The organism is Cuniculiplasma divulgatum, assembly GCF_900083515.1.
GTDB lineage: Archaea > Thermoplasmatota > Thermoplasmata > Thermoplasmatales > Thermoplasmataceae > Cuniculiplasma > Cuniculiplasma divulgatum.
Genome location: NZ_LT671858.1, coordinates 13,148 through 39,404, shown reverse-complemented (window position 1 = coordinate 39,404; position 26,257 = coordinate 13,148). Strand labels below are relative to the sequence as shown.

The window sequence follows — 26,257 nt, the reverse complement described above, 5'->3', positions numbered from 1 at the left end:
ATAATTATTCCACTTTTATGCTTATTGTATTTGGTTTGTAACGACATTAAATTAAAAATCTCTAAATAACTACCTCTGCCTTCAATTCTACATTTTTAAAATTACATAATTTCGCAGATATGCTCTTATTTCTTAAGTATGATTTCACAAATTTTATAGACCGAATTACCACTTTTAAAAAATTATGGTTGTAAATTAAAATGAAAAATGAGGGTTTATTTGAATGCGAGATATGCCTTGTGAGCCTTTTCGAATCTCTTGTTCACTGATGCCCAATCTACATTCTTCATGAATGCGTCCAGATATGGTGCCCTCTTTGCCCCGTAGTCTACGTAATATGCGTGTTCGTAGACATCTAGAGCCATGACGACTATGGCATTCCATATTCCATTTGTGTTGTGTACATCAGCACCAATGTTTCTCAGCTTTCCGGTGTTCAGGTCATATACAAGAAGTGCCCATCCCCTGAATGCAGTACCAGTAGCATTAAAGTCCTCAACCCATTTCTCATAGCTTCCGAAATCTTCTGAGATCTTCTTTTTCAGTTCTTCAGATAGATTCTTGAGACCATCCTTTTTCAGTGACTCGAAATATATCTCGTGAAGAAGCGAACCATCATAATTGAAGGTTTCTTCCAGCTTAAGTTCCCTGAATTCGCTGTAATTCTGGTTTGCCTTGCTTCTGTCTGCATTTGGAAGTTTTTCCCAAATCTCATTCAACTTTGTGACGTACCCATTATAATGCGTCTCAAAGTGATATTCTATTTGCTGATCTGATATACCATCCAGTCCCTTTGGCTTGAATTGATTTTTCTTTTCCCATTTTTCTACCATTTTTTCACCAGATCAATATTATTTACTGGTTTAAAAATTGTATCGATAACGTTTAAATAATTGTTTTTTAAGAATTATTATCACCGAAATTTTACCGGAAGATAAGACCCCTATGATTATGTTTTTTCCATTGTTGAGGTTGATTCTTCTCGCTCCTTAGCCTTGAGTACAATGTACAGAGTTGCCAGAATTACAAATATGACAGGTATGACCACGAGGAATGCGTTTCTGTATCCTACTATTTTTATTACCTCACCAGATATGAATGGCATTACTGTACCAATGGCCATCATTATGGAAAAGAAATAACTGTTAGCCATATTTCTCCTGTTTTCTGGAAAACTCCTTGTTATGGACATTACAGAAAGTGGATATGTAAGTCCATGGGGGATGCCGAGGATCAGGAATGCTAACATAAAATAATCATAGGATTTTGCTGTTCCAAGTACAAGCAATCCTATGGCGGAAAGAATAACCGCTGAAAACATCAATCTTGGCAATCTTTCTGGTACCCTCACAGAAAATACAAGTCTTGATATGAATGATGTTAGAAAGAAAAGGCTGAATGTCAGATTGACCGTAGAGATGTTTATATTGAAGTCAGATATGCCGAAGAGCCCACCATACGTGGTGAGAAAGGCAAAGGGGATGTTATAGGCAAGGATGTTGAGAAGTGATGATTGAAATCCCTTATCCTTTAGTACTGTTATATCAAATCCTCTTCTCCTGACACCCATCTCATCTGGAAATTTTATGAAGAATGAATCGATCATTCCTACGGCCGGTAAAATGGAGAATATAAGGAATGATTCTTGGAATGATACGTAGTGGAGCAGTTCACTTTCAATATACGGTCCAAGTATCAATGAAAGACTGAGAGTGAGGGTGTAAATGGAAAGGATTCTTTCCCTCTGTCGTTTATCCTTAAAAAGAGACGCTGATGTGATAATATTGGGCATTATGGAACCCAGTGTGAAAGATGCAACTGGCAGAATTATCCATATTGTGAAGGGAGTTGATATATAGAAGAGCGGAAAAGTAACTGCATATATTATTGACGAAATAATGAAAATTTTCCTTCTTGTTTTGGACTCAGCTCTTGCATTGATGAATGTACTCATTATAAAGGTAGTCAGGGATGCAGCTGAAGCCAGAAGACCTATCTCGACGTTGGAATAGAAAAAGTAGTACCTTGCCAAGAGAGGTACAGATGTAACATACATATTGTTACTGGACCTGATGGCAAAGGTCATCGAAAGGATGACCGCTATGATTACGATTACTGTCCTATGATCTATTTGCCTATCTGTGTTTGAATTTTCAGGCATTAAGTACTGCCCCTTCCAGCTTGCTGTAATCTTGAGGTTTTTCCAGTATTGGCTTCATGGATTTCATGGTGCCAATTATGAACTCAAGAGGAAATTTATTCGGTAATTTTTTTGAAACTGTCTCTGCAGCCTTTTCCGGATTTTTATTAAATTCCTCCAGTCCCTGGTTGTAAATGGTCCTGAAATCGTTTAGAGTGCTCCTATCCTCAAATGAGGCTGAACAGCTTCCTGGGACATAGATCCCAGCTTTCTTAGCCCTTTCCTCCAGTGTAATACCTTTCATTCCACTCATGGACATAACTACTGCTGAAGTTGCCTTACCCTTATTTAACAGTGCTTTAATTTCTTCCATATTCTCTCCATAAACAAAGTCTACTGGCAAGGATTCATTCCTCACAATAATTTTTGATAAAACATCACTTGCTCCACCCTTTCTCAATATTGCTGTTGTTCCATTGAAATCTGGGCTAACCATCGATAATCCACTTAATAATACCATATGAATTGGCAACTTTCTCTTGATCAGTGAGATTGAAGAATCCATGATTATGTCAGCATTCCCATCCTTTCCAAATTTTACATCTATATCCTTACTGTCAACTGCAAGCAGTGGAAAACAAACTGGTCCTGGTGCTGTTAAAACTTTAATGCTCATAATTAGTGATTACAAATAAGGATAAATAACTTAGTCATAAATTATTATCAATTGTCATAAGGATATCATCTATCATGCCTCTGGCAAGTCTCAGAGCCTGATAATGGGATTTTACGAACTCATGTCCCTTATCTGTTATCCTGTATATTACTGCCTTTTGATGATCCTCTTCACAGGATCCTTCATTTTCTATAAGCCCCTTATTTTTAAGGTTTTTGAGCAAAACATAAACTGTACCCTTTGGAAGTTCCACTCCTATTTTTTCCGTAACTTCCCTGTTTAGTTCGTATCCGTAACGTGGTTTAATGCACATTTCCCTTAAGAGGTATATACTGAGCAATCCTCTCAGTATTTTTTCATCGGACAGTTTCATATGATGCCACATTCTAATAGGTAAACTATTTACTTAAACTTTCTCAATGTTTACCAGATAATTTTCCATAAAATTTCTCAAAAGATATGAAATGATAATGGATAAATTTTGACGAAATTGGAAGTTTTGAAATGTCTTCCTTCAATCATCTTTATACATAGTGTCCTCATCTTCCCCTCCTGAAAGGAAGAGCGACATGGCAGAATAAACGTCTTCCATTCCGAACATGTTCTTTGAAGACACAGGTATCATCTTACTGCTTAGACCGCTTTCATCGAAAGAATTCATCACGTTGTAGAAGAAGTCCTTTCTAAGATCTACCTTTTCCTCCATCAGGCTGTCCATTAGGTTGTCAACAGACTCATCCCACTGCGAAATCGTTTCAAGCTGATCATCCTGAAGAATATCTGATTTATTCATTATATACAGTGTTGGTTTGAAGAACCTTGTCATTACTGATGCGTACATAAGTTTCTGCGATATATATCCGGATGGGATTGATGATATGATAGAATCTCCAATGAATGCCAGCATGGATTTCTTGCCCCCAAGAGAGTCCACTATCATTGAACTTGAAGATCTCAGGGTAAAGAGTTCTATTTGTCCCGGTGTGTCGAAGATTACATAGTAGTCAGTGAGTTCATCCAGAAGTGCCTTTATTCTATCTACATTTTCTATTATGAGATCTGAAGCCACGATCTGGGCACCGTTTGGTCCCAGGTTGAATTCGCTCATTATGTCGCTTATGGATATCCATTCTCTTATGTCTATATCACTTTCATATGGAATGAATTCTGACCCAGGGTCCAGATTCACAATGGCTGCATCCATGTTGTTGGTTGTTAGCCAGTCCTTGAATGAAGCACAGAATGTCGACTTACCTGTTCCCGCTGGTCCGGCTACAAAAAGTGCCCCTTTCATTCCAGAATCTCCTCCTCAATTTCACCGTAATTATCCAGTGGATTTTCAATGTGTGTTTCGACCCTCTGAATATCCTCGGTACTGTTGAATGATGTGTCTATTGACCTGAAAATATTCTCTATCCTGTACATCTGTGCAGGTGGCAGGTTGAAATTCTTCATTAATTTTCTAGTTTCTTCCATGTATTTCACTATTCCTCCTCTGTGTATGGTGAGGATCAAGTTATCATTTCCGCATTTTTGGCATTTTCCTGAAAGTGGAATTCTCCTGTACTTTGCATTGCATTTTGTGCAGCGCATTTCCTGAGAGAAGAAGCCCCTGTAGTTTCCAAACATATCCGGAAGGAAGTGTGAATTTATAAGTCTGGATGCTACATCGTCCTGATCAACTGCCCTTATGATTTTTGCAAGGTTGAGTTGCTTCTCTATCTTTTCTGACATTGTTTCAAGAGTTTTATATGATGATAATAAAACCCCTGAATTGAGGTCTTTTGTACTGAACTGAAAGTCCATTCCTCTGGCAGACCCTGTTTTTTCTACCATATACTTCACAGGTTTCATCATTTCTTCTATCTCTGCAGGCTTAATCCTCTTCAGTGTTGCCTCATAAAATTCAAGTGGATATTCTGATTGTGAGTCCACATTCAGGGCCTCCTTGTCAACCTCATCAGGTCTCAGCAAAAGAGTCATTACAAGTGGAGCATCCATTAGACCCCCGGTTGTTGAAGGAAGGAAATCTTTAGAAAAATTGAGAAGTCCATCCATCAGGAGCATTACAGAATCCTCATCACCATCACAGTTCCTCCTCTTTGCAGCGTGATAAAACGGATGTGCATATCCCCCGTTCACCCTTGAGAAACCTATAATTCTTCCGGCTATACCACCTGAAGTGTGCGGAGCAAGTCCTATGACAATATGTCCTATAAGATCACTTTCATCCCTGCAATTATAGAACTTATCCATTTTATAATACTTTTCCAGTAAGTCATCAACATATTTTGAGACATTTAAAAGATATCTTGCACAGTCCATCGGTATTATGATATCCTGCGTGAATAGTTCATTCATTCCTGGTTCATACCCGATCTCCCTTGCCTTCTCCTCAGGAAGGAAAATTTCAGAGGACTTGAAATGTGTTATTGGTACGTCACTCATATCATACCTGCATGTTCCATCCTTATTCACTGATACATTATTCAGCGAGCGTAGAATTCCCTTTTCCAGTGGTTCAACATGCTTTCCCTTTGACATTACCTTCTTTACGCCCTTGAATTCCTTTAGATCATTTGGACTAACCCCGAGATTATCCAGCGCTGAATTCCATATCTTTGATAGATCAACCTTGATTTTTTCATATGTCCCGGAATCCTTCATTGGAGAGCCACATTCGCTGCATCTTACCTCCGGTCCCACATGATTGCAGTTTGTGCACTTTCTGACATTTACTTCAACCTCATATTTGGAGTGTGATGACTTTGCAGCATCCATTATTGAACGTCTTGAAGAGCCTGTGTTTTCAATTGGGAAAAGGGAGTGCACCTTTGGTTTCATCTTTCTTTCTCCCGCTTTCTCTGGCCTTCCAAGCCTTGCACCTATTCGTACCGGAGCTCTTGGCATAATGGTAACTCCCGCAATACTGCTTATGCATTCCATAGGATCAGTTGTTTCTATATGCCTGAAATTGCCCATTAATTCCCTGAGTATGTTTTTGTCATCAAGTATGATCTCATTTCCTACTGTGTGATATTCAACTCCTAATTTTTTCAATATATCCTCAGTTTTATCTGCACCACTGATTGATGGGTAATTCTTTTTTTTCACAGAATCAGTTATGATATCCCCTAGTTCGTTAATTTCCTCAACAGAGAGATCATGCCAGAAAAAGTTATAGTCCGGGTGAAGAGGTATGTGGAATTCTTTACTTAGGTCAATTGCATCCTTTACATTCCTTACTATAATTCTTTCCCTTGGAACATTTGCTGCAACTGCGAGTTTATTCCACCATTCCATTACAAATGGAGAGGGTTCAAGAACATGGTTATTCTCAAGAAAATCACCATATGATATGAGTATCTCCCCCAGATCTGTGATCTCAACTACCTTTTTTACAACCTCTTTAGCCTGCTTTTCGTCCCTGATTCTGAGATGTCTTCCGTCATCTAAAAGAACCATGGGGCCTTCGATTTCATCACAGGGTGTCATTGCGGCTGCCTTTCCTGGCAGCTCTACCTTCAGCTGGCTTCCGGTGGCAACAAAATCGTCCAGTATGATCATTGTTGCAGGGTGTATGGAAGCTGCAGCAAGTCCTGATAACCTTGATCTTCCATATCTAAGCCTGAAGCCCCCAGGTCTGTTTGGGTAGCCGAAAACAGGCCTGCCTGCCACAAGATCTCCAAGGAATTTTGTGGCTTTCCGATCAACTGCAACATCTGTTGTGTTCTTTCCTGATTTTTCAAGGAAGTCCCAGTCATTTATTCCCAGTTTAGTGGTGTGCTTCAGAACCTTCTTTGTCTTCTGGAGAAGTCCTTCACATAAAACCAGACACATTCCACCCCTGATCTTGTTAGTTTTGAATCTTTCCATATCTCTATGACCTGAGATCTCCTCATCTTCACTTCCCTCTCCATCTATACATACTGGACAGTTCTTCAGGACATTCTTTATCTCCTGATCATCCGGGAGATACTGAAGATGTTTCACCCTGTTGTAACTCTGAATTTCCTCAATATATCTTTCTATTTCCTCATCTGTGATCTGGAACTTTCCTATATTTAGCTGTCTCCTCACAAGATCTGCAATAAGTACACTAAGAGCCTGAGCGGTTCCTCCAGCTCCCCTTATAGGCCCTGCATATACAACTGAAACATAATCTGTGCCATCAAAATTCTTACCTATGGTTACCCTGGAAATCCCTTCCAGAGGTGCAACAAGGATGCCTTCGGTAAGAATTGCGAGACCGACCCTCACTGACATATCAACGGCCTTATCCATCCCCTCGCCGGAATATTTCTGTGCGGTCCTCTTTGCCATCTCAAGGGCCACTTCTTCTCTGCTCATTGTCAGGGATAAATCTCTAATTTCCTGACTTATATCCTTTAGATTTAGCAGTTCTCCTATCCTGTCTGCCATATCATTGGCCAGTGGTATTTCAACCCTGTCAGTAATGTCCAGTCCCCTTGACCTTGCCACCCTGGCCACATCATAACATTCATTGACTTTTTTCCTGACCAGCAGCTGATAATCAGTTTCACTTATGGTGGCCATACCATATCATGCTCTCTGTTCCATTTGTACTTTTTCCTTCCTGAATTCAAATGCCATCTTAACAAGATGTAAGTGCAGTGGAGATGGTTTAAGTGGTCTAGACTTGAATTCTGCATGAAACTGGGATGCAATGAAATTCTTTCTGTTCTTAATCTCAAGTATTTCCATTCTTATTCCCTCCTCATCTTTTCCTGAGAATATAAGACCATGATCTTCCAGCTTTTTAATATATTCTGGATTAACCTCAAATCTGTGCCTGTGCCTTTCCATTATTTCATTCTGTTTATAAAGATCAAAGGCCAGTGTATTTTCACTTACAACAACTTTCTTGGCTCCAAGCCTCATGGTACCACCCATATCCTTGACGCCAACCTGTTCTGGGAGGATATCTATAACAGGATTTTTTGAATCTGTTGAAAACTCCGTGCTGTTTGCGTCTTCAAGCCCTAGAACGTTTCTCGCGTATTCTATGACTGCAACCTGAAATCCAAGACATATGCCAAGGTATGGTGTATTGGTTTCCCTCGCATATTTTGCTGCAAGTATTTTACCCTCTACCCCTCTGTATCCAAATCCGGGTGTTACAAGTATTCCATCTAATTTTTCCAGTACTGATGGATTTTCCTTTACCATATCTGAATCCAGCCAGATAATATTAACTCCAATGCCCGTACTCCCAGTTGCGTGGTTCATTGCCTCTCTGTGACTAATATAGGCATCATGCAACTCTGTGTACTTTCCTATTATTCCTATATCAACAAAAGAGTCCGGGGAGAGCAGATTTTCCTTGTACGTTTCCCAGCTGTCCCTGAACACTGTGGTCTGCAAACCCAGCTGTGATTTAATAATATCGATTACAGACTGTTTTTCTATTACTTCAGGAACCTGATAGGCATTTTCCACTTCATAAACACTTATAACGGCCTCTTCAGGCACATCAGTGAACAGTGATATTCTTTTCTTCACCTCCTTAGACAGTGGGTTCTTTGATCTGCAAAGTAAGAGATCAGGTTGCAGTCCAATTTCCTTCAATGCCCTAACACTATGCTGTGTTGGTTTTGTCTTCTGTTCCTCTTCCCTTCCTATTTCCGGTACAAGTGTTACGTGACCGAGAAACACCTGTCCTTTTTCTTCCCTTCTCAGCTGCCTTATTGCCTCCAGAAATGGCATTGACTCTATGTCTCCCACAGTTCCCCCTATTTCGATTACAACCACATCGAGATCTTCGGCACTTGAAACTTTTCTTATCCTTCTCTTTATCTCATTTGTTATGTGAGGTATGATCTGTACGGTACTACCAAGATATTCTCCCCTTCTTTCCCTTTCTATGACTTCCTTGTAAACCTTTCCTGTTGTGATATTGTTATTTCCTGTTAGACTTCTATCCAGGTATCTTTCATAATTTCCTAGATCTAGATCGACCTCACTTCCATCATCCAGTACAAAAACTTCTCCGTGCTGGTATGGGTTCATTGTTCCTGCATCATAATTGAGATATGGGTCTATTTTTAATGCTGTTACCTTGACCCCACTATTAGTAAGTATGTGACATAAACTTGAGGCAATTGTTCCCTTTCCAATACCGGAAAGGACACCTCCTGTAATTACAATATACTTCATTTTTAATGAATAGTTGGCTGTTATTAAAATTGTTGTATCAATGATTAAAATAATGTTACAATCTTCACATATTAACCGTCAAAATACCTTAATTGGCCTTATCCGCATGCCGGTAAATAGAATCACCCAATGTTATTATAAAGATTTGGCATTTCTGAATTATATGGATCAGAATTCAAGATCATTCTGGCAGATAAAGATAACTGAGGCAATACAGGGAGATGTTGTGGTTGTGCCAAAGAATGATGGGATCAGCAATGTTCCTAAGCCCAGGGATTCTGGGCTATTCAGGAGATCTCTTGGTGAGATTAAGGGTCAGATAGCAGACTGGAGAGCATCTGTTCCAGGCACAACCCAGTGTGTCCACGCCGTTGAGTACAGGGATAGATATGAAGTTCATCTGGACAGGTATGATCCTGGGAAAAAACCTCTGGAACATCTCCTTTATGATTCGCCAAAATATGCAGCCATAATTGCAACAGGTGCCGTAGCGACACTTGCCGTAGTGAGAACACTCCTGAGAAAAAAGTAGATCAAAAACAGGAAAAATAATTTCTTTTTTTAAAAGTTTGGGTTAACTCCTCAGAGTATTTCCTGATTTTCCAGTTCCTTGAAAATATCTTCATACTTCTTTTCAAGTCCATCTTCGTGAACTGATAGGCTTGCGAACTGAATTATTTTGTTTCTTCTGAATACCCACTGATTTACCCTCCAAACTTTTCCCTTGCTTAGTGTTACTTCCTCTGCCTGTGTTTTCAGTATCCCATTCTCTTCAAGATCATAGAATGCGTCCCTTTCTGGTGGTGATAGAACATTGTCCAGCACATAGTCCTCATATCCAAAAAAATCGAGCAGGAAATCACATAGATCCAGGACGTCTCCTCTGGTTAATCCCTTTGTTCCGTAAACATTTTCAAGTGCCTTTATCAGGGTTTCGCGTCTCAGGACAACCATTGAAATCATGTGAGTATTACAACTACTTAATTAAATTTCCTATGCTCGGGAAAAAACTTATATTATAGTATTTGAATGGCTTCTCTCCTTTTTTTATTATTAATTTGTTTGTGTTAAATGTTAAGGACATACATGTTATATGTTGACAGGGATATTTTCATTATTCCATAGACTTATAATAAAACAAAAATTGTGTTTAAAATTCCAATATTATCTAATTACCGAATAGCAGTCATGTTAGTTTTAATTTTATAACTTGCGAATTGCGTATATAATTTAGTCAATAATCTGTTTTTTTAAATAGTATAATTTCAGCATTTTCAAGATACATTTGTTCCATGAACCTCTGGAAAATGAATTAATAGGATGATTTTTCTATTCAAATCGGTAAGGGTAATTTTAAATATCACTCTTAAAATACTTATCCGTTGAAAGTGAAATATATAGGTTTAATTGCAACTGTGTTACTTGCAATTCTTCTAATTTTTATGTCTGGCAATAATTTCTCTTCAGTTAATACCCATAATTTCAATATGCTAAGTCATGAAGGTAAATTTGCCCATAGCTCAGTAAACACTTCAAATGAAAATAAAATAATCAAATCTAATATTACACTAACATCCAATCTAACAGGGGCGAACATTACCATAGAACCGGGTGTCGTTGTTACTTCAGATGGATGGAACATTTTTGCAAACGGAAGCTTTTGTAACTATGGCGTTATAATTACCGGAATGACCCCAATGGACTCATATCCACTTTCCTACGGAGGTTCAGGAGCAGGGGCACAGAGCCAGTCTGAAAATGCAGGTATTTCTTCAGGATTCTCAACCCTGGCCCCTGGCGGTAAGGGTTCAAGCAGTAATACTGTACCCGGAGGGAATGGAGCGACCCCCTATTTAAAGATAAATAGCACTACAGAAAACCTTTTCTCATACTGGTACAGAAACAATTTCAGTAATTTCCTTTCAGGAGCTGGAGCACAGAGCCTCAACGGGTTGCCATATTCCGCTGGGGCCTATGGAATAGCAATATGTGCACATAGCATATATGTGGGAAGAATAATAGCATCAGGTGCAAATGGGAGTGGAACCGGAAGTGGTACAGGTCTTATAGGTGGAGGCGGAGGAGGAGTAATATTTCTCTCCTATTTTGATAATATATCCCTTGAAAATAAGTGTAATGTATCAGGTGGCCAGGGTGTTTACAGTCTAAATGGTGAAAGTAGCAGCGGAAATGGTGGGAACGGACAGATTGTGTGTTATGACAGGACGACCGGAGAAATTAGAGACCATGTTCCACATGGGAGCGCCATATCCATTCCTAATCGACCTACAAAAATCTATGATGGAACTAATCCACCAGGGCTGAATGTAAATGATATTTATGGTGGAATAACTGCAATTGCTGCCCTTGCTCTTTTGCCTGTATATTACTGGAAAAAGAAAGACTAATTCTTTATCCTCATTTTCCCTATTCTTTCTATTACTGATGGATCTTCAAGGCCACTTATGTCACCAGGATCCTGTCCTAAATACGCTGCCCTGATTACTCTCCTCATTATTTTCCCGTTTTTGGTCTTTGGAAGCTCATCTATATTTAGTATTTTATCTGGACTGAATGACTTTCCCTGCGATTTCTCAACCTCCTTTTTTATCCCCTCCCTAACAGCCTCATCATTTTTTCCCCTGTAGAAAATAACAATTGCTTCGCCTTTCTTTTCATGAGGCACTCCTATGGCAGCGGATTCAACTACGCCCGAAACCCTATCTGCAGCGTCTTCAATCTCTCCAGGACCAATCCTCTTTCCAGAGGTTTTTATAATATCATCTGCCCTTCCATAAAGGAAGAAATAACCATCTTTGCTTTGCATTGCCCAGTCACCCTGTGACCAGAACCCTGGAAATTGAGACCAGTACGAGGTCCTGTATCTTTCCTCATTATTCCAAACACCACGGGTCATTGATGGCAGGTGCTCCTTGGACACAAGATAGCCTATCTGATCATAGATTTCCTTACCTGAGCTATCAAAAACTGTTATGGCCATGCCCAGTCCTTTAAAAAGACATTTTGGCTTGAGTGGTGTTATGGGAGTTGATGCAAGGAAACACCCTATTATGTCTGTTCCTCCTGATACATTACATATGGGGACTTTGCTTTCGCCCCATACCCTGAATACATATTCCCACGATTCCCTATCCCACGGTTCTCCTGTAGAGCCAAAGGCTTTAAGATGTTTGAATGACCTACTTATTCCATTGAATTTCATTGTTCTCGCAAAGGTAGGAGAAATACCAAGAATGGTTATAGCATGCTCTTCCACAAGATCCCATACTCTTTCATTTTTTGGGTAATCCACTGCACCTGGATAGAGAAATAGTGTCCCCCCCAGAGCGTTGGCTCCCATTATTTCCCATGGTCCCATCATCCACCCCAGATCAGTAATCCAGAAGATTGTATCATCTTCCTTGAAATCAAGGTAGTATTTAACCTCCTTAACAATGTTGATGAATGATCCACCATGGACGTGAACTGTGCCCTTTGGCTTTCCAGTTGTTCCTGATGTATAGAGCATGATTGCACCATCTTCTGAGCCCGTTTTTTCACTTTCCATATATTCTCCGTTCTGGAGAAGTTCGTTGAAATCAAGCTCATCTTTGTTGATCCTGTCGAGTGTTATGAGTTTTATTCCTTTTATATCTTTTATATTGGCGGCCATTTTTATTTCCTTACCCTTCCGCCTGTAGCCTTCAATGGTGAAAATATATTTTATATCACTATCCCTAACCCTGGTTTCCACTGCTTCCCTTCCATATCCTGAGAACATTGGAACTGCGATTGCACCCATTCTCATTATAGAATACATGGAAATAATTGCCTCTGGAACCATTGGCATGTATATCCCTACCCTGTCTCCCTTCTTTATACCAAGATTTTTCATTGCTCCTGATAGTTTACCTGTTAACACGTCAAGTTCCTCATAAGAAATGCTTCTGAATTTACCATCCTCATAAACACACTTTATTGCGGGTTTCTTACTTTTCTTATATCTTTCAACACAGTTAAAAGCTATATTTATTTCACCATCTATAAACCATCTTGAAAATTCCTTTCCCTTTGAGCTGTCCCTAACCTTTGTATATGGTCTCGAAAACCAGATACCTGAGTGCCTAACCACTGAATCATAAAACTGTTCAATATGGCTGTCTGAAAATGTGTAGAGTTCATCAATAGTCTTCAGCCCTATGAAGTTTTTGAGGGCGTTGATATTGCTGTTATCAATTGTCATCTGATCTGGAAAAAATACAGTTTCACTCTGTGTGTCCATAATTCAATAGATAAAAATCCTTTATTTTAAACTATGCGGCTTTTAAAAATGCAATAATTGGAGAATAAAAACATATTACAGTTTAGGTTGTGCAAAAAACCTTCTTAGGTCAGATTACCTCTTTTATTACTCGCTTTCATTGTTATGCAGAGAAAATTTCTATATGCATGAGACATTAACGCGTGTTGAATGGAAGTATTTATGAAAGGGAACTGGTATCCATACTGTCAGGAAGCCAGAAAGTTATTGGAAAGTTGTCTAAAAAACTTGATTTCCTATCAAAGGAAGCATATGAACATCTGATTAAATACCCTTTTTTTGTGACCAGGGCAGCAGGTTCAAAAGGTGCTGATCTGATTGCTGTTAGATTTGACATGTCTATGGTAATTGAGGTAAAGAGTTCACAGAATCCAGTACTCGCCTTTTCTTCCTCCTCTGGAAAAAATCAGGATCAGGCTGAGAGACTGGCCAAGAAGTGCCTTAATTCTGGCATATTTCTAATTTACGCCTTCAGGCTAAAAAATACAGAAGGCGATCCCTGGAGAATGTTCAAAGTCCCGGGAGAACCCATGGGCAGATACAGGAATCTTTACAATATACTTCCTCAAATTGAAATAACCAGAAATGAAAATTTTGTAATGAAGTGGGAGGATGGTGCCCCACTGAGTAATATGCTAAAATATTTAATGGAAAGCAATTCAAAGTGATTGCTTTATTGCCTTCTCAAGGCATTCAACTCCCTCATCTATCTGCTCATCAGTGATTATCAGAGGTGGAATCAGCCTTATTGCACTTTCTCCTGTTCCGAGAAGTATTATTCCATTCTGGAAGCCTTTATACTCAACATCGTTTCTGAGCTTTACGGCCGGTTCCTTTGTTCTTCTGTCCTTTACAAAGTCGATTGCCTGCATGAGCCCAATACCCCTTACATCTCCAATGACATCATATCTTTCCTTTAGTTCTTCCAGTCTCTGCCTGAGATGCTTTCCTCTCTTGGCTGCATTTTCCACTGCACCTTCCTTCTTCATGGCCTCTATGGTTGCCTTGCTTGCAACTGAAGCGAGAAGGTTTCCACCATATGTGTTTGAGTGAAGCCCGAGTTCTGGGAAGTCCAGCTTTGAATCTACCACCACAGCTCCCATTGGAAGCCCGTTTGCAATTGCCTTTGCCAGTGTAATGATCTGAGGTTCAACACCAAAATGTTCTGAGGCAAAGAATTTTCCTGTTCTACCAAAGCCTGCCTGAACTTCATCCATTACAACTAGCATGTTGTTGTCATCTGCCAGTTTCCTGAGTTTCTTGTGGAAATCCATTGGTGGAACGATATAGCCGCCTTCTCCCTGTATTGGTTCAACTACAAATGCAGCAACGTTTTCTGGAGGCATGTACATTTTCAGCGTGTATTTCTCTATGAAATCCAGTGCTGCGTTGGTGAGTTCTTGAGGATGTTCATATCCGTCTATTCCAAAAATGTTCCTGTATGGGTTAGGAAATGGAACATGTTCAACTCCTGGCATTGATGGGAAAAGATACTTTTTCTGGATTCCCTTTGAAGCGGTCATGGAAAGTGAACCCTGTGATCTTCCGTGAAATGCTCCTATGAATGAGATGAACTCCTGTTTTCTTGTTGCAACCTTGGCAAATTTGATTGCTGCCTCAACGCTTTCTGTTCCACTGTTTGTGAAAAAGACCTTCTTCTTGAACTTACCTGGTGTCACGCTGGATATTGCCTTTGCTGCATCTACCTGTTCCTGATAATAAAAGTCAGTTCCTGCAAAATGCCAGAGCTTAAACAGCTGTTCCTGAACTTTTTCGGTAATATAGGGATGAATATGCCCCATGTTGTTGACTCCAATACCTGCTGCGAAGTCAATATATACATTCTCATCTACGTCCTGTATATAAACCCCCCTTCCTCTCTTGGCCACTATAGGAAGTGACTTGGAACTTGTTGCCAGATATTCAGTATCTTCTTCAACTATTTTCTTACCCTTTGGTCCTGGCGGCACTACCTTTATATTCACTTTCATCTCGAAATCGTTTTCATTTGTTTGCATAATTTCACCTGAAAATAGATGTCAATTGAAAATATATAGCTTATTGAATGAAAAACGAAATAATGTTACGTATTTCGTAACATATATAAAAATTATTCTTATTCTAAGGAGGATTTGCCCTGTTGAGTTATATCAGAATATTAAATATAACATATAGTGTGACAATTGTGTAAAATGTAAGGAAATCCTTATTTTATTTTCATGCAATATAAAATTATTAATATTCATGTACAATCCTACCTGAATGATGGGAGAAGAAGAGAAACTGGTTTCAGAATTCTATAGAGATGAGATCACAGACAGAGAGTTCTATAGAAAACTTGCCAAAAGATCCCGAAATAAAGTTTTAAAAGAGAAACTTGATTATCTCGCTGAAATGGAGGAGTCCCATTCTGAGTTCTGGATGAAAAGACTCATAAAGTTAGGCTCTGAAAAAAATGAGATCAAGCCTAGAGGTGTGAAGATTTTCTTTCTCCTATTCCTTACCAGAATCTTGGGTAATAACCTGACTGTCAATCTTCTGGAAAGAGGAGAGGTTGAAAGTATTAGAAAATACAGGGATTTTTTAAAGAATATGAAGGATACCGATGAAGTAAATGCATTAAAATCTATTATAAATGATGAGATAGGTCATGAAAACGTCTTTGAACAGATGGGGATTAACAGGGAAGCCTATCTTGATAGAATACAGGCTTTCATATATGGTATGAGTGATGGACTCGTTGAGGTTCTGGCGGCAATCGCAGGATTAACTGCAATTATAAGTAACAATTTCATAATTGCGATGAGTGGACTTGTTATAGGAGTCGGTGGAACCATAAGCATGACCCTTGGAGCATATCTTTCAAAATCCTCCGAAATTGAGTACAGGATAAGGAATATTAAAAGGGAAAGTCTCATTACAAACACTAGCACTCATAAGATGAAGACTGAAATTGAAAATGAAGAGAACCGTACAAAGGTTTCAGCGGGAACAACCGGTCTTTCCTATATAGCAGGAGCTGCTTTTCCAATAATTCCTTTCCTCTTTCCTCTTGGCATACTTTCACTGATCATTGCCGTTATACTTGTGGCTGCAGTTCAGGCAGTAAGCAATTCCATTATAGCAATAGCACTGAACATCTCTATATTGAAATCCTCAAGCAGGGCAGCCATTTTGTCACTGCTAGCCGCGGCAATCACCTACACAATAGGATTTATATTCCACACCCATTTCCACATATATATAGGTTAGAAGAATTGGTGAAATATTAAAACTTAAATATTTACATAAAAAACAGATTTTTAAAACCGCTTACTCTTTCTTATGGTTTCTCTCTTCTGTACATTGAAGAAATAGAGAATGAAAACTATGCCCAAAATAAGAACAGTAATGCCAAAGTATAATCCCGCTTCAAGGTAATATGAAATCTGTCCGAGATGTATTTTCAGGGCAGAGCTATTTTTTTCCAGATTTTCCACGTGAAAAACCCACTGTCCTGAAACAGGTGCCACTATGGATTTTGAAATGCCCGATCCTGTGAAGTTTGATTCCACAACAGTATTGCCTGATGGTTCACTGAACCATGCCCTGAAGTTCCCAGTAGAATTTGCTGTGATCGTATATGTCAGAAGTAATCCTGACGTTACGTTTATATCCATAGATTTTTCGGAACCACCAGCAATAACTGTATCCTTTGTGGCTGAGGATGACGTGTAAAATCCAAAGGCAGAATAACCCAGTATTAAAATTGATGCAACTACCAGTATCATTCCTATTTTTACTGCTCTTTCAGGTGTGAGATACATTTCAAGCCTTTCCTATCATGTTATCCAATGTATTTTAATTTACGCCGATGTATGAACCTATTCAACTATTGATTCAATTTTAATTGCCCTATCTTTCCTGAATACAAGATTTTCCTCCCTCAGTGTCTCCTTGATCACCCTTTTATCGAATTCTTTCAAATCCACAGGTGTGGAAATAATAAATCCTTTATATGCCTGTTTTCCCGATTTTAGCTTACTTCTTTCTGTTCTAATCCCAGAGATTACTGATATTACATTGCTGAATATTTCTGCATCTTTTTCATAATCTTCCAGTGCTTCAGGCCACTTCTGTTCATGAATTGATCCTTCCATGCCCAGCATTTCATATGCCTTATCTGTGATGAATGGGGCAATAGGTGCATAAAGCTTCATAATATCCAGTGCAACTTCTCTTGCAACATATGCAATTTCATCTTTTTCCTCTTCTGAACCCCTTGATACAAAGGACTTGATTATCTCAAGATAATTATCGCAGAACATTGTCCAAAAGAAGTTATCAATCTCTGTCCTAGCTTTGGCAAAGTCATTGGTTGAGTATAGTTCTTCTGCCTTTTTAATGGTTCTATTTAACTCCTGTGCAATCCATCTGTTGAATGGCAGCTTTATTTCTATTTTTCTCTTATCTGGTAGTGCACTGATAAGACTTATTGCGTTGTATATCTTTATTATGGTTCTTCTTCCCCTTGTGAGCTCCTGTTCCTTTAGTGAAATGTCGTCCCAGGTTGACGAGGAAGAACCCCATAACCGAACCCCATCAGCTCCATACTTGTCAACAAGTTCCATTGGATAGACCACGTTTCCCTTGCTCTTACTCATTTTTTGACCCTTGGAATCAAAGACGTTCCCACTTATTATGATATTATCCCATGGTATCTTTTGGAAATGAACCATGTATCTGTAAATCGTGGTGAATGCCCATGTTGTAATGATATCATGCCCCTGAAATCTTGCACTCATCGGAATTCCGTTATTTTCTATGGAAGAATCTCTAAGAGAAATTGTAGGCGATGTTGATGATGTAAACCATGTATCCAGAACATCTGTTTCTGGAGTCACATCATTAGATGAACATTTAGGACATTTTTTCTTCTCATCAAACCTTGGGTCTACTGGCAACTCACTTTTTTCTGGAAGAATGACCTCACCACAACTGTTGCAGTACCAGACTGGAATTGATATTCCCATTATCCTCTGCCTCGATATGCACCAGTCCCATTTCAGGCCATTTACCCAGTTTTCATAACGTATTCTCATAAAATCGGGTGTCCATTTTATCTTTCTTCCCTGCTGTATAAGATCGTCCTTCATGTCAAGATACCTGAGATACCACTGTTTGCTCACGCCGATCTCAATTGGAGTTCCACATCTTTCATGGGTATTGACAGAATGTTTTATTCTCTCTATGGACTTAAGATCTCCTGACTCCTTCAGAAGATTCTTTATCTTTTTTCTTCCCTCTTCTACCTTAAGACCTTCAAGGAGGCCACCATCTCTTATGAATCCCCTTTCATCAAGTAATCTTATAAGTTTCAGGGAATGATCTTTCCATATTTCGTAATCTGTCTGATCCCCAAAGGTGCATACCATTTCAGCACCCGTGCCCTTATCCGTCAGAACTCGCGGATCTGTTATAATTTCAACTTCCTGCCTGTATAGAGGTACCCTGAATTTCTTTCCTGAGAATTTTTTTGCCCTCTCGTCCTCCGGATTCAGTGCAATAGCCACACAAGCTGCAAGCATTTCAGGTCTTGTTGTGGCTATCTGGATAACTGCGCCATCATCTGACCTGAAGTCTATATAAACGAAATCTGTTTCCCTTTCACTGTCTTCCATTTCAATCTGTGAAATTGCAGTCCTGCAAGTTGGGCAGCTTATGGTCATTCCCTCACTCCTGTATGCTATTCCTTTTTTGAACAGATCAAGAAAGAAGCCCTGTGAAATCTTCCAGGATCCCTTAGAGTAAGTAATATATGAATTTTCAAAGTTCTGTGATAGACCAAGCCTGATGAATGATTTCTTCATTTCCGCTATTGCTTCTCCAGATACCGTTTCGCACTTCTCTATTGCATCCTTTACAGGGATGTTGTTGAGGCTGAGCTTCAGAGTTTTTTCGACAAATCTCTCCGTTGCCAACCCATTATTATCAAAACCAGACGGGTAAAAAACATAATAACCCATCATTCTTCTAAACCTTGCCGCTATATCCTGATGCGGGTATGAATATGCATGTCCTATATGGATTTCCCCTGAAACTGTGGGTGGAGGTGTGTCTATTGAGTATATTTTTCCATCCTTAATTGCATCCTCGTTCAGTTTAGAGAGATCGGATTTTTCCCATTTTTTCAGTATCTCTTTTTCCATTTCTGGAATGTCAAAGTCCATTGGCTTGTTATCTCAAAAGTTTTTAAAACACTTTCCATATTAGGTATGGGAGTGAGCATGGGTAAGGAAGATGAGTTAATTGATGAAATTACAAAAAGTAACTTAAAAATTCAGGAGCAGCTTAAGGATATTAGGGATGAGACATTTCACAATAATATCTCGATGATTGTTGATTATTTTATAGCCAATTTGAACCTCATGAATGAGGCACTTAAAAAGAAGAAAACTCTTGAGAAACTCGAAAGGGAACCAGATATCAGGATATATAACCACAGGAAAGTAGAAGCACCAGATCCTGAGAGCATTCAGAGTGTATTGCTCTTCATTTCAAGCACACTTGGAAGGGAGCATGACATTGTCCTTGGAACCATAAGAAAATATGAAGAGGGAAAGGATTATCTTGAAAATTACGCAAGCAACATTGAAAGACTCAGAATAAGAAGCGAGAATTTGTATCACGATCTGGTGGAGAGATAATGGAATACGATCCTGTGTTTATTGCAACGAAAAGCGATGATGCCAGTTTCAGTATTTATAACTACTTCATTTCTAATGGTCCCGGACTTGGAAAATATATACTAACTGAAGGCAGACTACCACTGTTAGAATTTCCAGAAAAGCTTATAGATAATGAAGACAGGGTTATTATTTTTCTTAGCAGACATTCTTCCAAGGCAAAGGTGAACTCCATTACAGTACATCCTGTAGGGAACTTCTCAACTAATGATATTGGTGGAAGAGAAAGGAACATTGCAAGATGTGCACCCGAAATACAGACTGCAATACTTAGAAAAATGTGCGATGTTTACAGTGGAGAAAAGTATCAGGTGACCTTTGAGGCAACTCATCATGGTCCAGAGTCCAATAATAGACTGATATTTGCAGAGATAGGCACTGAGCCAGAAAATTGGAAAGACGTCGATGCACTTAGGACTCTGTTTCTGGGAGTGAGAGATGCCACACCGAAGAATTATCCGAACTATGTTGGTGCCGGTGGAGGGCATTACGCTCCAAAATTTTCCTCATATGTTCTGAAGGAGAATGTCAATGTTGGCCATATTATTTCCAAGTTCAGAATGGATGAGATCGGAAAGGATGAAATCCTGATGGCAGTTGAGAAAACTGATAAATGTAAGGGTTTCCTGGTTGATAAGAAAGGGATAAAGTCTGCAGGCTTGACTATGATAAGGGAAGTTGCAGATCAATTAGGTCTTGAAGTCATAACAATATAAACATCTCCAATCCTCTCATTTTTTTGGTTTATTAGAAATATCTTTTAGACCTGAATAGTACAAAAATATTTAAGAATTTTAAAAATAAAATATACAATATAATTATTTATACATTTATATGAATAGATATTTAAAACTCTTGGAAAACAGCCAATTTGCTGATTATAGATATATTGAAATTTTTATAAGATATATTTAAATAGAATGTACTCATCATTACATGACCGAGTGGTCGGTGTATTAAATAATGGAACAGATTACAGAGGAAGAAAAGCCTCCTGGATTGACACCTCTTTTCAGGGCCAGAAATATAGAGAGGTTCCTGAAAATGAATAAGATTTTTTTTAAGTTTGAAGGTGCCAGCATTACAGGAACCCAAAAGGACAGGATCTCAAGCCTTCATGTTAGGAGGGCTATAGAATTAGGTTATGATACCATCGCAGTTGCAACATGTGGTAATTACGGGGCATCTGTATCTTATTTTGCTTCTGCATATAAAATCAAATCCGTTGTTGCAATTCCATCCTTCTACACTAACGCAAGAAGTGATGAAATTTATGGAAACGGAGCAAAGATCATACAGAAAAACATGAAATATGAGGATCTTGTTGAATATATCAAGGACAAATCGAGGGATGAGAACTGGTATGACTGCAGTCCTGGCTCGGTAAATTCAATAGTTGATATACTTGGTTACGAGAGTATTGCAAATGAGATAGTACAGCAGCTAGGACATTCACCAGCCTATTTGGCGGCGCCAGTGGGTAATGGAACAACACTTGCCGGGATATTCAGCGGTTTCAAAAAACTGTACCTGAGGGGAATGATCAGTAATATCCCAAAATTCATTGCTTCTTCTACATCTCTTGGTAATCCTATCGTGTATTCATGGAAACACGGATTCAGGAAGATTCAGGAACTGGAACCATCAACAATAATTGAGACAGAAACCAACGAACCACTGGTTTCATTCCGTGCCATGGATGGCCAAAAAGCACTTAACGCAATTTATGAAAGTAAAGGCGTTGCAATAGGAGTTAACGATCAGGAAATGGTGAAGTTTTCAAGGATGATAGAGAATCAACAATCTATTCAGGTTCTTCCAGCCTCTGCATCAGCACTGGCAGCAGCCCATAAGAACTTAAATAACAGAAATGTCAGTGGAGAGGTAGTTGCCGTATTGACTGGAAGGGGAAATTGATGGATAAAGCGGTTATACTTGCCGAGGGTTTCCTTGGGTCTACATATGGCAAAACTGCAAATGGCCTGTGCAGATTTTCAAAGCGTTATGATATATTGGGTGTCATAGATAGTACCCATTCAGGAGCCAGCATACAGGAGATTGTACCTAAGGCAAGACCAGATATAAAGATCATTTCAACAATGGGAGAAGCCATAGATCTGGGTGCCGATACCCTGATAGTTGGTGTTGCAACGGATGGAGGCTTTCTCCCTGAATATTTCAGACCGTTTGTATCAAGGGCAATAAGGGAGAAGATGACTGTTGTTAGTGGACTTCACCAGTTCATTTCAGATGACCCAGAATTCAAAAAACTCAGTGAACAATCTGGTTCCGAGATAGTTGATGTTAGGAAAATGTTTATGATGAGAAGAGACTTTTTTACAGGCAAGATCTGGGATGTAAAATCTAAAAAGATTGCAGTACTGGGTACTGATAGTGCCATAGGAAAGAGAACTACTGCAGTTTATCTGAACGAAGAGGTGAAAAAGCTAGGTAAGAGTTCGGTCATGATAGGTACAGGCCAGACAGCATGGATGCAGGGATTTCCCTATACAGTGGTAATAGATTCAATGATAAACGATTTCGTTGCCGGTGGGATAGAAAGTGCCATAGTTGAAGCATGGGAGAAGGAATCACCAGATTTCATGTTCCTTGAGGGACAGGGCTCAGTTCTGCACCCTGCATACCCAGGAAGTTTTGAAATAATAGCAGCAGGGAAGCCAGATGGCATAATATTACAGCACGCCCCGACGAGAATTGATTATGATGGCTTTCCAGGAATTAAAATCCCACCTGTTGAAAAATTCATCAGGATACTTGAAGAGTTATCAGACAAAAAGGTTATGGGCATAGCAATTAACAGAGAAGGACTGACTGAAAAGGAGATTAGTGATGCTAAGAAAGACCTGGAAAGCAGGTATGGCCTCCCTGCTTTTGATCCTCTGTTCGATTCAAAAAGAATGGCAGAAATCATAGTTTCCGGGTTTTAGTCTTGCCTTTCCTCGACAGGATCAGGTGCTTTGAAACACTTGAGATAAGTGTGCATTCTTTTTCTAAAAATTTTGCAAAGATCAATATATCCCTGGATAACAGAGAAAAATTCACTCTTGAATATAAGTATGATCATGAAGTTGAACTCAATGAAAATCTCGCAGGTCTAATGGGCGCTACAGCTGTCATAAACTATGCATTATTTACCGGGGAAATTATATTTGATTTCCCAACTTCTGAGTCGGACAGAAAAATGATAGAGGAAATGGTTAAAATCAATAATGTTGAAGTTTTTATAAACCGTCTCTGCAGGATAAGATACCCTTTCTTCAGGAACGAATTTTTACCTGCAGATGAAGAAGTTACACAGGAGAATGCAAATGGAAATACAAAACTCACATTTAGGTCTGAATATGTTGATAATTATTCGGGAAGCCCTAATGGCAGATCTGCAATAATGCTATCTGGAGGGAAGGAAAGCCTTCTCTCATATGGAATTATGAGGGAGCTTACTGGAAATGCGCTGCCGTATTTCTTCAATGAATCGGGAGGTCACTGGAAAGCAGCCAAGCATTCACATGATTATCTCAGCAGGGTCACTGAGAGTGCGAGGGTCTGGTCAAACATTGATAGATTTTATAATTTCATGAATCACAGGATGCCGATTCTTGATCCTGTTGTATCATTTTCCTGGGCTGATGACTATCCTGTACAGCTTTTCCTATTTCCAGTTTATCTGTTCGCAACATTTCCCTCTCTCAGGTTAAAGGGGATAAAGGATATTATAATGGGAAATGAAATGGACGATCCAGCAGAAGAGCCTCCATACAGGGGAATAAAGCATTATTATGGCGTGTACGATCAGAGTCCTGATTTTCAGAGGAGATTTTCAAAATATACACAGGAAAAAGGTTTCGGGATAACACTGTGGTCAGCCCTTTACGATATATATGGCTCTGTGGTTGAAGATATACTGGTAAACAGGTATCATGATCTTTACTTACTACAGAGATCATGCCACTCATGCAGGTATCAGAATGGTGATGTTTATCCATGTGGAAAATGCACTAAATGTCTGGGTGTTAGATTATTTATTGAATACGCTCACGGTGACCCTGAGGAAATACACTATCCTTTGAAGACCAATCTCCTTGATATGGTAAAGGAGGAAAAAATGAAACTAGATCCCGATGAACTGGAATTTTTAACAGACGGTCTTCAAAGCGGAGACTACGACATGAATACACAAATTACGGGAATCCATTTGCTTCCGGGAGAGACTGAAATAATGGAACAAATACCTGTGGAGTATAGGGAAGGCATATATTCAATAATATCGGAATATACAAACGGTAACTGGAAACTGGATAATAGTAAATGGATCAAATATTAGGATCTATGTCAAATTCAAGATAAACATTTTCAAGGTCCTCCATGGTCTGGCACGCTGAATAGGACTTAAACAGTTCCATGTTCAGTTCAATAAATGTGTGCCCCCATGTGAATTTTCCTATCATAACTTTTGCCTGATCTATGTGCCCCGTTATAAAAAGAGCCCCTACTACCGCCTCGACTGATGATAGTTTATTGAACTTTCCAAAATTAACAGGATTGCCTGCCATCAGAACAGGGAGTTTTCTCTCAATTCCTTTTCTGTAGGAGCCAAGAAGGTCTCCAAGATTCCATGAACCTTCTATGATGCAAATGCCTTTTCTTTCTACGGCCGATCTGTCATCTGGCAATAATGTCCTATCTGCGTCATACCTCAATACAACATATCCACCCATCCTGTCTCTGTTTATCTGTTCGGCCATTTTGAATTTCTGTAATTTCTTCATGGTTGATTTTGCTGGATCATCCTGATGAAGATAGACATAACCTATCCTCACATCTTTTTTTATAGCGCTTACCAACGTAAAACCATCACTTCTAAAGATATAATAATGTTGTTTGCGATAAATTTACCTCAATGCCTCCTCTGAGAATGTTTTTTTCGAGATATTATAATTCAAATTAAATGTATAACCTTTTAATTCTTGGTTATTATGCAATGATATGGATTTTCTATCTCCTGTCAATATTTATGGGGCTATAGTCCTTATAATAATGATGGTCTTCTATTTTCGAGAACAGTATGGGAAAATTTACACACTTCTCTTTGGACTTACTTGCTTTTTCTCATCATCCTATGGTTTTCTCTCTGGTGCCTGGCCCTTCGGTGTTATAGAACTGGCCTGGGGTATAATGACCCTGAGAAAATATACAGAGCTGAGAATAAATAGTGTTAAAAGCTAATAGACTGCAAATATTCCCAGTTTTACTTATTTGAATTAAAGGCTCTAAAAAATACTCCTGTATTTTGGATCGTCTGCATCTCCACTTACCGTTACTATCTCATTCTTTTGATCGTGACTCATTACAAGGGTAAATTCCTCCCTGATCGCCTTTTTTAGAAGGATCTTCTTTGCGTTCATTGATTTTAGAGGTTCTGAATCTATGGCAGTTAATCTCGTAGGTTTTAGCTGGAAGGTAGTCGGTGCAAGATCACCAAGAAACATCAATCTAAGACTTTCATTATGAAAAATTATTGCCATATGTCCTGTTGTATGACCTCCCGTATGAATCAATTCAAAATTCCCCGTTCTAGTATCGGAAAAAAGAGGAATAAGATTTGAAACGTCTGGTTCACTGCTTTTGTATGTATAACTGGCTGCTGCGAAGTCTTCAGGTTTTCTAAAGTTTTCAATCTCCAGATGGTGCACATACGATTTACTTTCTGACAGGTCAGTAAAGGAGTGTCCCATATGATCAAAATGAAGATGTGTGTGAAAAATTGCCTCAAATTTCTCAATTCCATTTTTTTTCATATAATTTTCAAGGTTCCTGTTGGGTTTTGCCTCGAACCATTTCTCCAGATACTTTCCAGGATTATTTCCAATGCCTGAATCTATCAGGTAATGCTTATCGTCCATAGAAATTACACATATATTGCAGTTAAGGCTTATTCTGTAATTTTCATTCGGCTGAAATTCTTTTGACCATACATTTTTAGGCGTAACTCCGAAAGCAGCACCCGGATCAAGAGAAAATGTTCCATCGTTTATAACATCGAATTTCGTGGTCTCGCTACTCATGATAGATCATCTTCAATCGGGCTTAATTTTTTCCATTTTGATTGAGTAGACACAACATTTAACTCAAGGAATTAAAACGGGTTTAAATTACAAAATTTAATTTAAAAGAGATAAAAAGTTATACATACGTTATAA

24 protein-coding genes are annotated in these 26,257 nt (G+C 38.9%); 10 read left to right on the top strand and 14 right to left on the bottom strand.

All coding sequences use genetic code 11. The annotated features are described in order from the left end of the window. Window positions 1–215: 215 nt before the first annotated feature. From CSP5_RS00150 to pyrG, 7 genes are all read right to left on the bottom strand, one after another. On the bottom strand, window positions 216–833 hold the full coding sequence (locus CSP5_RS00150; protein ID WP_021789590.1) for a superoxide dismutase: 618 nt from the start codon (window positions 831–833) through the stop codon (window positions 216–218). A gap of 116 nt (window positions 834–949) precedes the next feature. Then, on the bottom strand, window positions 950–2,161 hold the full coding sequence (locus CSP5_RS00145) for an MFS transporter (RefSeq protein WP_148689394.1): 1,212 nt from the start codon (window positions 2,159–2,161) through the stop codon (window positions 950–952). Next, the gene (locus CSP5_RS00140; RefSeq protein WP_021789592.1) at window positions 2,154–2,816 is read right to left on the bottom strand and encodes a DUF3834 domain-containing protein; all 663 of its coding nucleotides are present in this window, start codon (window positions 2,814–2,816) and stop codon (window positions 2,154–2,156) included. The genes CSP5_RS00145 and CSP5_RS00140 overlap by 8 nt, the downstream gene beginning before the upstream one ends. A gap of 34 nt (window positions 2,817–2,850) precedes the next feature. Further along, a complete protein-coding gene (locus tag CSP5_RS00135) occupies window positions 2,851–3,189 on the bottom strand; it encodes a PadR family transcriptional regulator (RefSeq protein WP_021789593.1) in 339 nt (112 codons plus the stop codon). Between the two features lie 141 nt (window positions 3,190–3,330). Beyond that, window positions 3,331–4,110 carry an ATP/GTP-binding protein gene (locus tag CSP5_RS00130; protein ID WP_021789594.1) on the bottom strand — a complete coding sequence of 260 codons (780 nt, stop codon included), beginning with the start codon at window positions 4,108–4,110 and terminating at the stop codon, window positions 3,331–3,333. Beyond that, on the bottom strand, window positions 4,107–7,373 hold the full coding sequence (locus tag CSP5_RS00125) for a DNA polymerase II large subunit (RefSeq protein WP_021789595.1): 3,267 nt from the start codon (window positions 7,371–7,373) through the stop codon (window positions 4,107–4,109). The genes CSP5_RS00130 and CSP5_RS00125 overlap by 4 nt, the downstream gene beginning before the upstream one ends. 6 nt (window positions 7,374–7,379) lie before the next feature. Then, complete coding sequence (pyrG, locus tag CSP5_RS00120; protein ID WP_021789596.1) at window positions 7,380–8,993, bottom strand: glutamine hydrolyzing CTP synthase; 1,614 nt, start codon at window positions 8,991–8,993, stop codon at window positions 7,380–7,382. Between the two features lie 163 nt (window positions 8,994–9,156). Between pyrG and CSP5_RS00115 the strand changes: the two genes are divergently transcribed. Beyond that, entirely contained in the window at window positions 9,157–9,525 is a 369-nt protein-coding gene (locus CSP5_RS00115) for a hypothetical protein (RefSeq protein WP_021789597.1), read from the top strand. Window positions 9,526–9,575: 50 nt separating this feature from the next. Here the strand turns inward: CSP5_RS00115 and CSP5_RS00110 are convergent, their stop codons facing one another. Next, window positions 9,576–9,956 carry a DUF6015 family protein gene (locus CSP5_RS00110; protein ID WP_241810760.1) on the bottom strand — a complete coding sequence of 127 codons (381 nt, stop codon included), beginning with the start codon at window positions 9,954–9,956 and terminating at the stop codon, window positions 9,576–9,578. Window positions 9,957–10,375: 419 nt separating this feature from the next. Here CSP5_RS00110 and CSP5_RS00105 point away from each other — a divergent pair, with 419 nt between their 5' ends. Next, window positions 10,376–11,401, top strand: coding sequence for a hypothetical protein (locus CSP5_RS00105; protein WP_077075761.1), 1,026 nt, complete (start codon window positions 10,376–10,378; stop codon window positions 11,399–11,401). On the opposite strand, the gene CSP5_RS00100 is transcribed toward CSP5_RS00105, so the two are convergent. Then, a complete protein-coding gene (locus CSP5_RS00100) occupies window positions 11,398–13,275 on the bottom strand; it encodes an AMP-binding protein (protein WP_021789601.1) in 1,878 nt (625 codons plus the stop codon). The genes CSP5_RS00105 and CSP5_RS00100 overlap by 4 nt on opposite strands. Window positions 13,276–13,460: 185 nt before the next feature. On the opposite strand from CSP5_RS00100, the gene CSP5_RS00095 reads away from it, so the two are divergent. Further along, the gene (locus CSP5_RS00095) at window positions 13,461–13,982 is read left to right on the top strand and encodes a PDDEXK family nuclease (protein ID WP_077076747.1); all 522 of its coding nucleotides are present in this window, start codon (window positions 13,461–13,463) and stop codon (window positions 13,980–13,982) included. Here CSP5_RS00095 and CSP5_RS00090 read toward each other — a convergent pair. Then, on the bottom strand, window positions 13,974–15,332 hold the full coding sequence (locus tag CSP5_RS00090) for an acetyl ornithine aminotransferase family protein (RefSeq protein ID WP_021789603.1): 1,359 nt from the start codon (window positions 15,330–15,332) through the stop codon (window positions 13,974–13,976). The genes CSP5_RS00095 and CSP5_RS00090 overlap by 9 nt on opposite strands. Before the next feature lie 244 nt (window positions 15,333–15,576). Here CSP5_RS00090 and CSP5_RS00085 point away from each other — a divergent pair, with 244 nt between their 5' ends. Next, on the top strand, window positions 15,577–16,566 hold the full coding sequence (locus tag CSP5_RS00085) for a VIT1/CCC1 transporter family protein (protein ID WP_148689393.1): 990 nt from the start codon (window positions 15,577–15,579) through the stop codon (window positions 16,564–16,566). Window positions 16,567–16,616: 50 nt separating this feature from the next. Here the strand turns inward: CSP5_RS00085 and CSP5_RS00080 are convergent, their stop codons facing one another. Together CSP5_RS00080 and CSP5_RS00075 are read right to left on the bottom strand one after the other, a co-directional pair. Continuing rightward, window positions 16,617–17,120: a hypothetical protein gene (locus CSP5_RS00080; RefSeq protein ID WP_148689392.1), complete on the bottom strand. Its 504-nt coding sequence runs from the start codon at window positions 17,118–17,120 to the stop codon at window positions 16,617–16,619. Window positions 17,121–17,177: 57 nt separating this feature from the next. Beyond that, the gene (locus CSP5_RS00075) at window positions 17,178–19,523 is read right to left on the bottom strand and encodes a valine--tRNA ligase (protein WP_148689391.1); all 2,346 of its coding nucleotides are present in this window, start codon (window positions 19,521–19,523) and stop codon (window positions 17,178–17,180) included. Between the two features lie 57 nt (window positions 19,524–19,580). Here CSP5_RS00075 and CSP5_RS00070 point away from each other — a divergent pair, with 57 nt between their 5' ends. From CSP5_RS00070 to CSP5_RS00050, 5 genes are all read left to right on the top strand, one after another. Continuing rightward, window positions 19,581–20,000 (top strand): hypothetical protein, encoded by a 420-nt coding sequence (locus CSP5_RS00070; RefSeq protein WP_172399360.1) that lies wholly within the window; start codon window positions 19,581–19,583, stop codon window positions 19,998–20,000. Then, window positions 20,000–20,755: a D-aminoacyl-tRNA deacylase gene (locus tag CSP5_RS00065; protein WP_021789608.1), complete on the top strand. Its 756-nt coding sequence runs from the start codon at window positions 20,000–20,002 to the stop codon at window positions 20,753–20,755. The genes CSP5_RS00070 and CSP5_RS00065 overlap by 1 nt, the downstream gene beginning before the upstream one ends. Window positions 20,756–21,002: 247 nt before the next feature. Continuing rightward, window positions 21,003–21,956 (top strand): pyridoxal-phosphate dependent enzyme, encoded by a 954-nt coding sequence (locus tag CSP5_RS00060; protein WP_021789609.1) that lies wholly within the window; start codon window positions 21,003–21,005, stop codon window positions 21,954–21,956. After that, the gene (locus CSP5_RS00055; RefSeq protein ID WP_148689389.1) at window positions 21,956–22,987 is read left to right on the top strand and encodes a DUF1611 domain-containing protein; all 1,032 of its coding nucleotides are present in this window, start codon (window positions 21,956–21,958) and stop codon (window positions 22,985–22,987) included. Before CSP5_RS00060 ends, CSP5_RS00055 begins: the two co-directional genes overlap by 1 nt. A 2-nt stretch (window positions 22,988–22,989) precedes the next feature. Further along, window positions 22,990–24,381, top strand: a complete 1,392-nt coding sequence (locus tag CSP5_RS00050; RefSeq protein WP_148689388.1) for a metal-binding protein — start codon at window positions 22,990–22,992, stop codon at window positions 24,379–24,381. On the opposite strand, the gene CSP5_RS00045 is transcribed toward CSP5_RS00050, so the two are convergent. Beyond that, on the bottom strand, window positions 24,371–24,901 hold the full coding sequence (locus CSP5_RS00045) for a DUF367 family protein (protein WP_021789612.1): 531 nt from the start codon (window positions 24,899–24,901) through the stop codon (window positions 24,371–24,373). The genes CSP5_RS00050 and CSP5_RS00045 overlap by 11 nt on opposite strands. A gap of 142 nt (window positions 24,902–25,043) precedes the next feature. On the opposite strand from CSP5_RS00045, the gene CSP5_RS00040 reads away from it, so the two are divergent. Then, window positions 25,044–25,283 carry a hypothetical protein gene (locus CSP5_RS00040; RefSeq protein ID WP_021789613.1) on the top strand — a complete coding sequence of 80 codons (240 nt, stop codon included), beginning with the start codon at window positions 25,044–25,046 and terminating at the stop codon, window positions 25,281–25,283. Between the two features lie 44 nt (window positions 25,284–25,327). Here the strand turns inward: CSP5_RS00040 and CSP5_RS00035 are convergent, their stop codons facing one another. Further along, complete coding sequence (locus CSP5_RS00035; protein ID WP_021789614.1) at window positions 25,328–26,122, bottom strand: MBL fold metallo-hydrolase; 795 nt, start codon at window positions 26,120–26,122, stop codon at window positions 25,328–25,330. Between the last annotated feature and the right edge of the window lie 135 nt (window positions 26,123–26,257).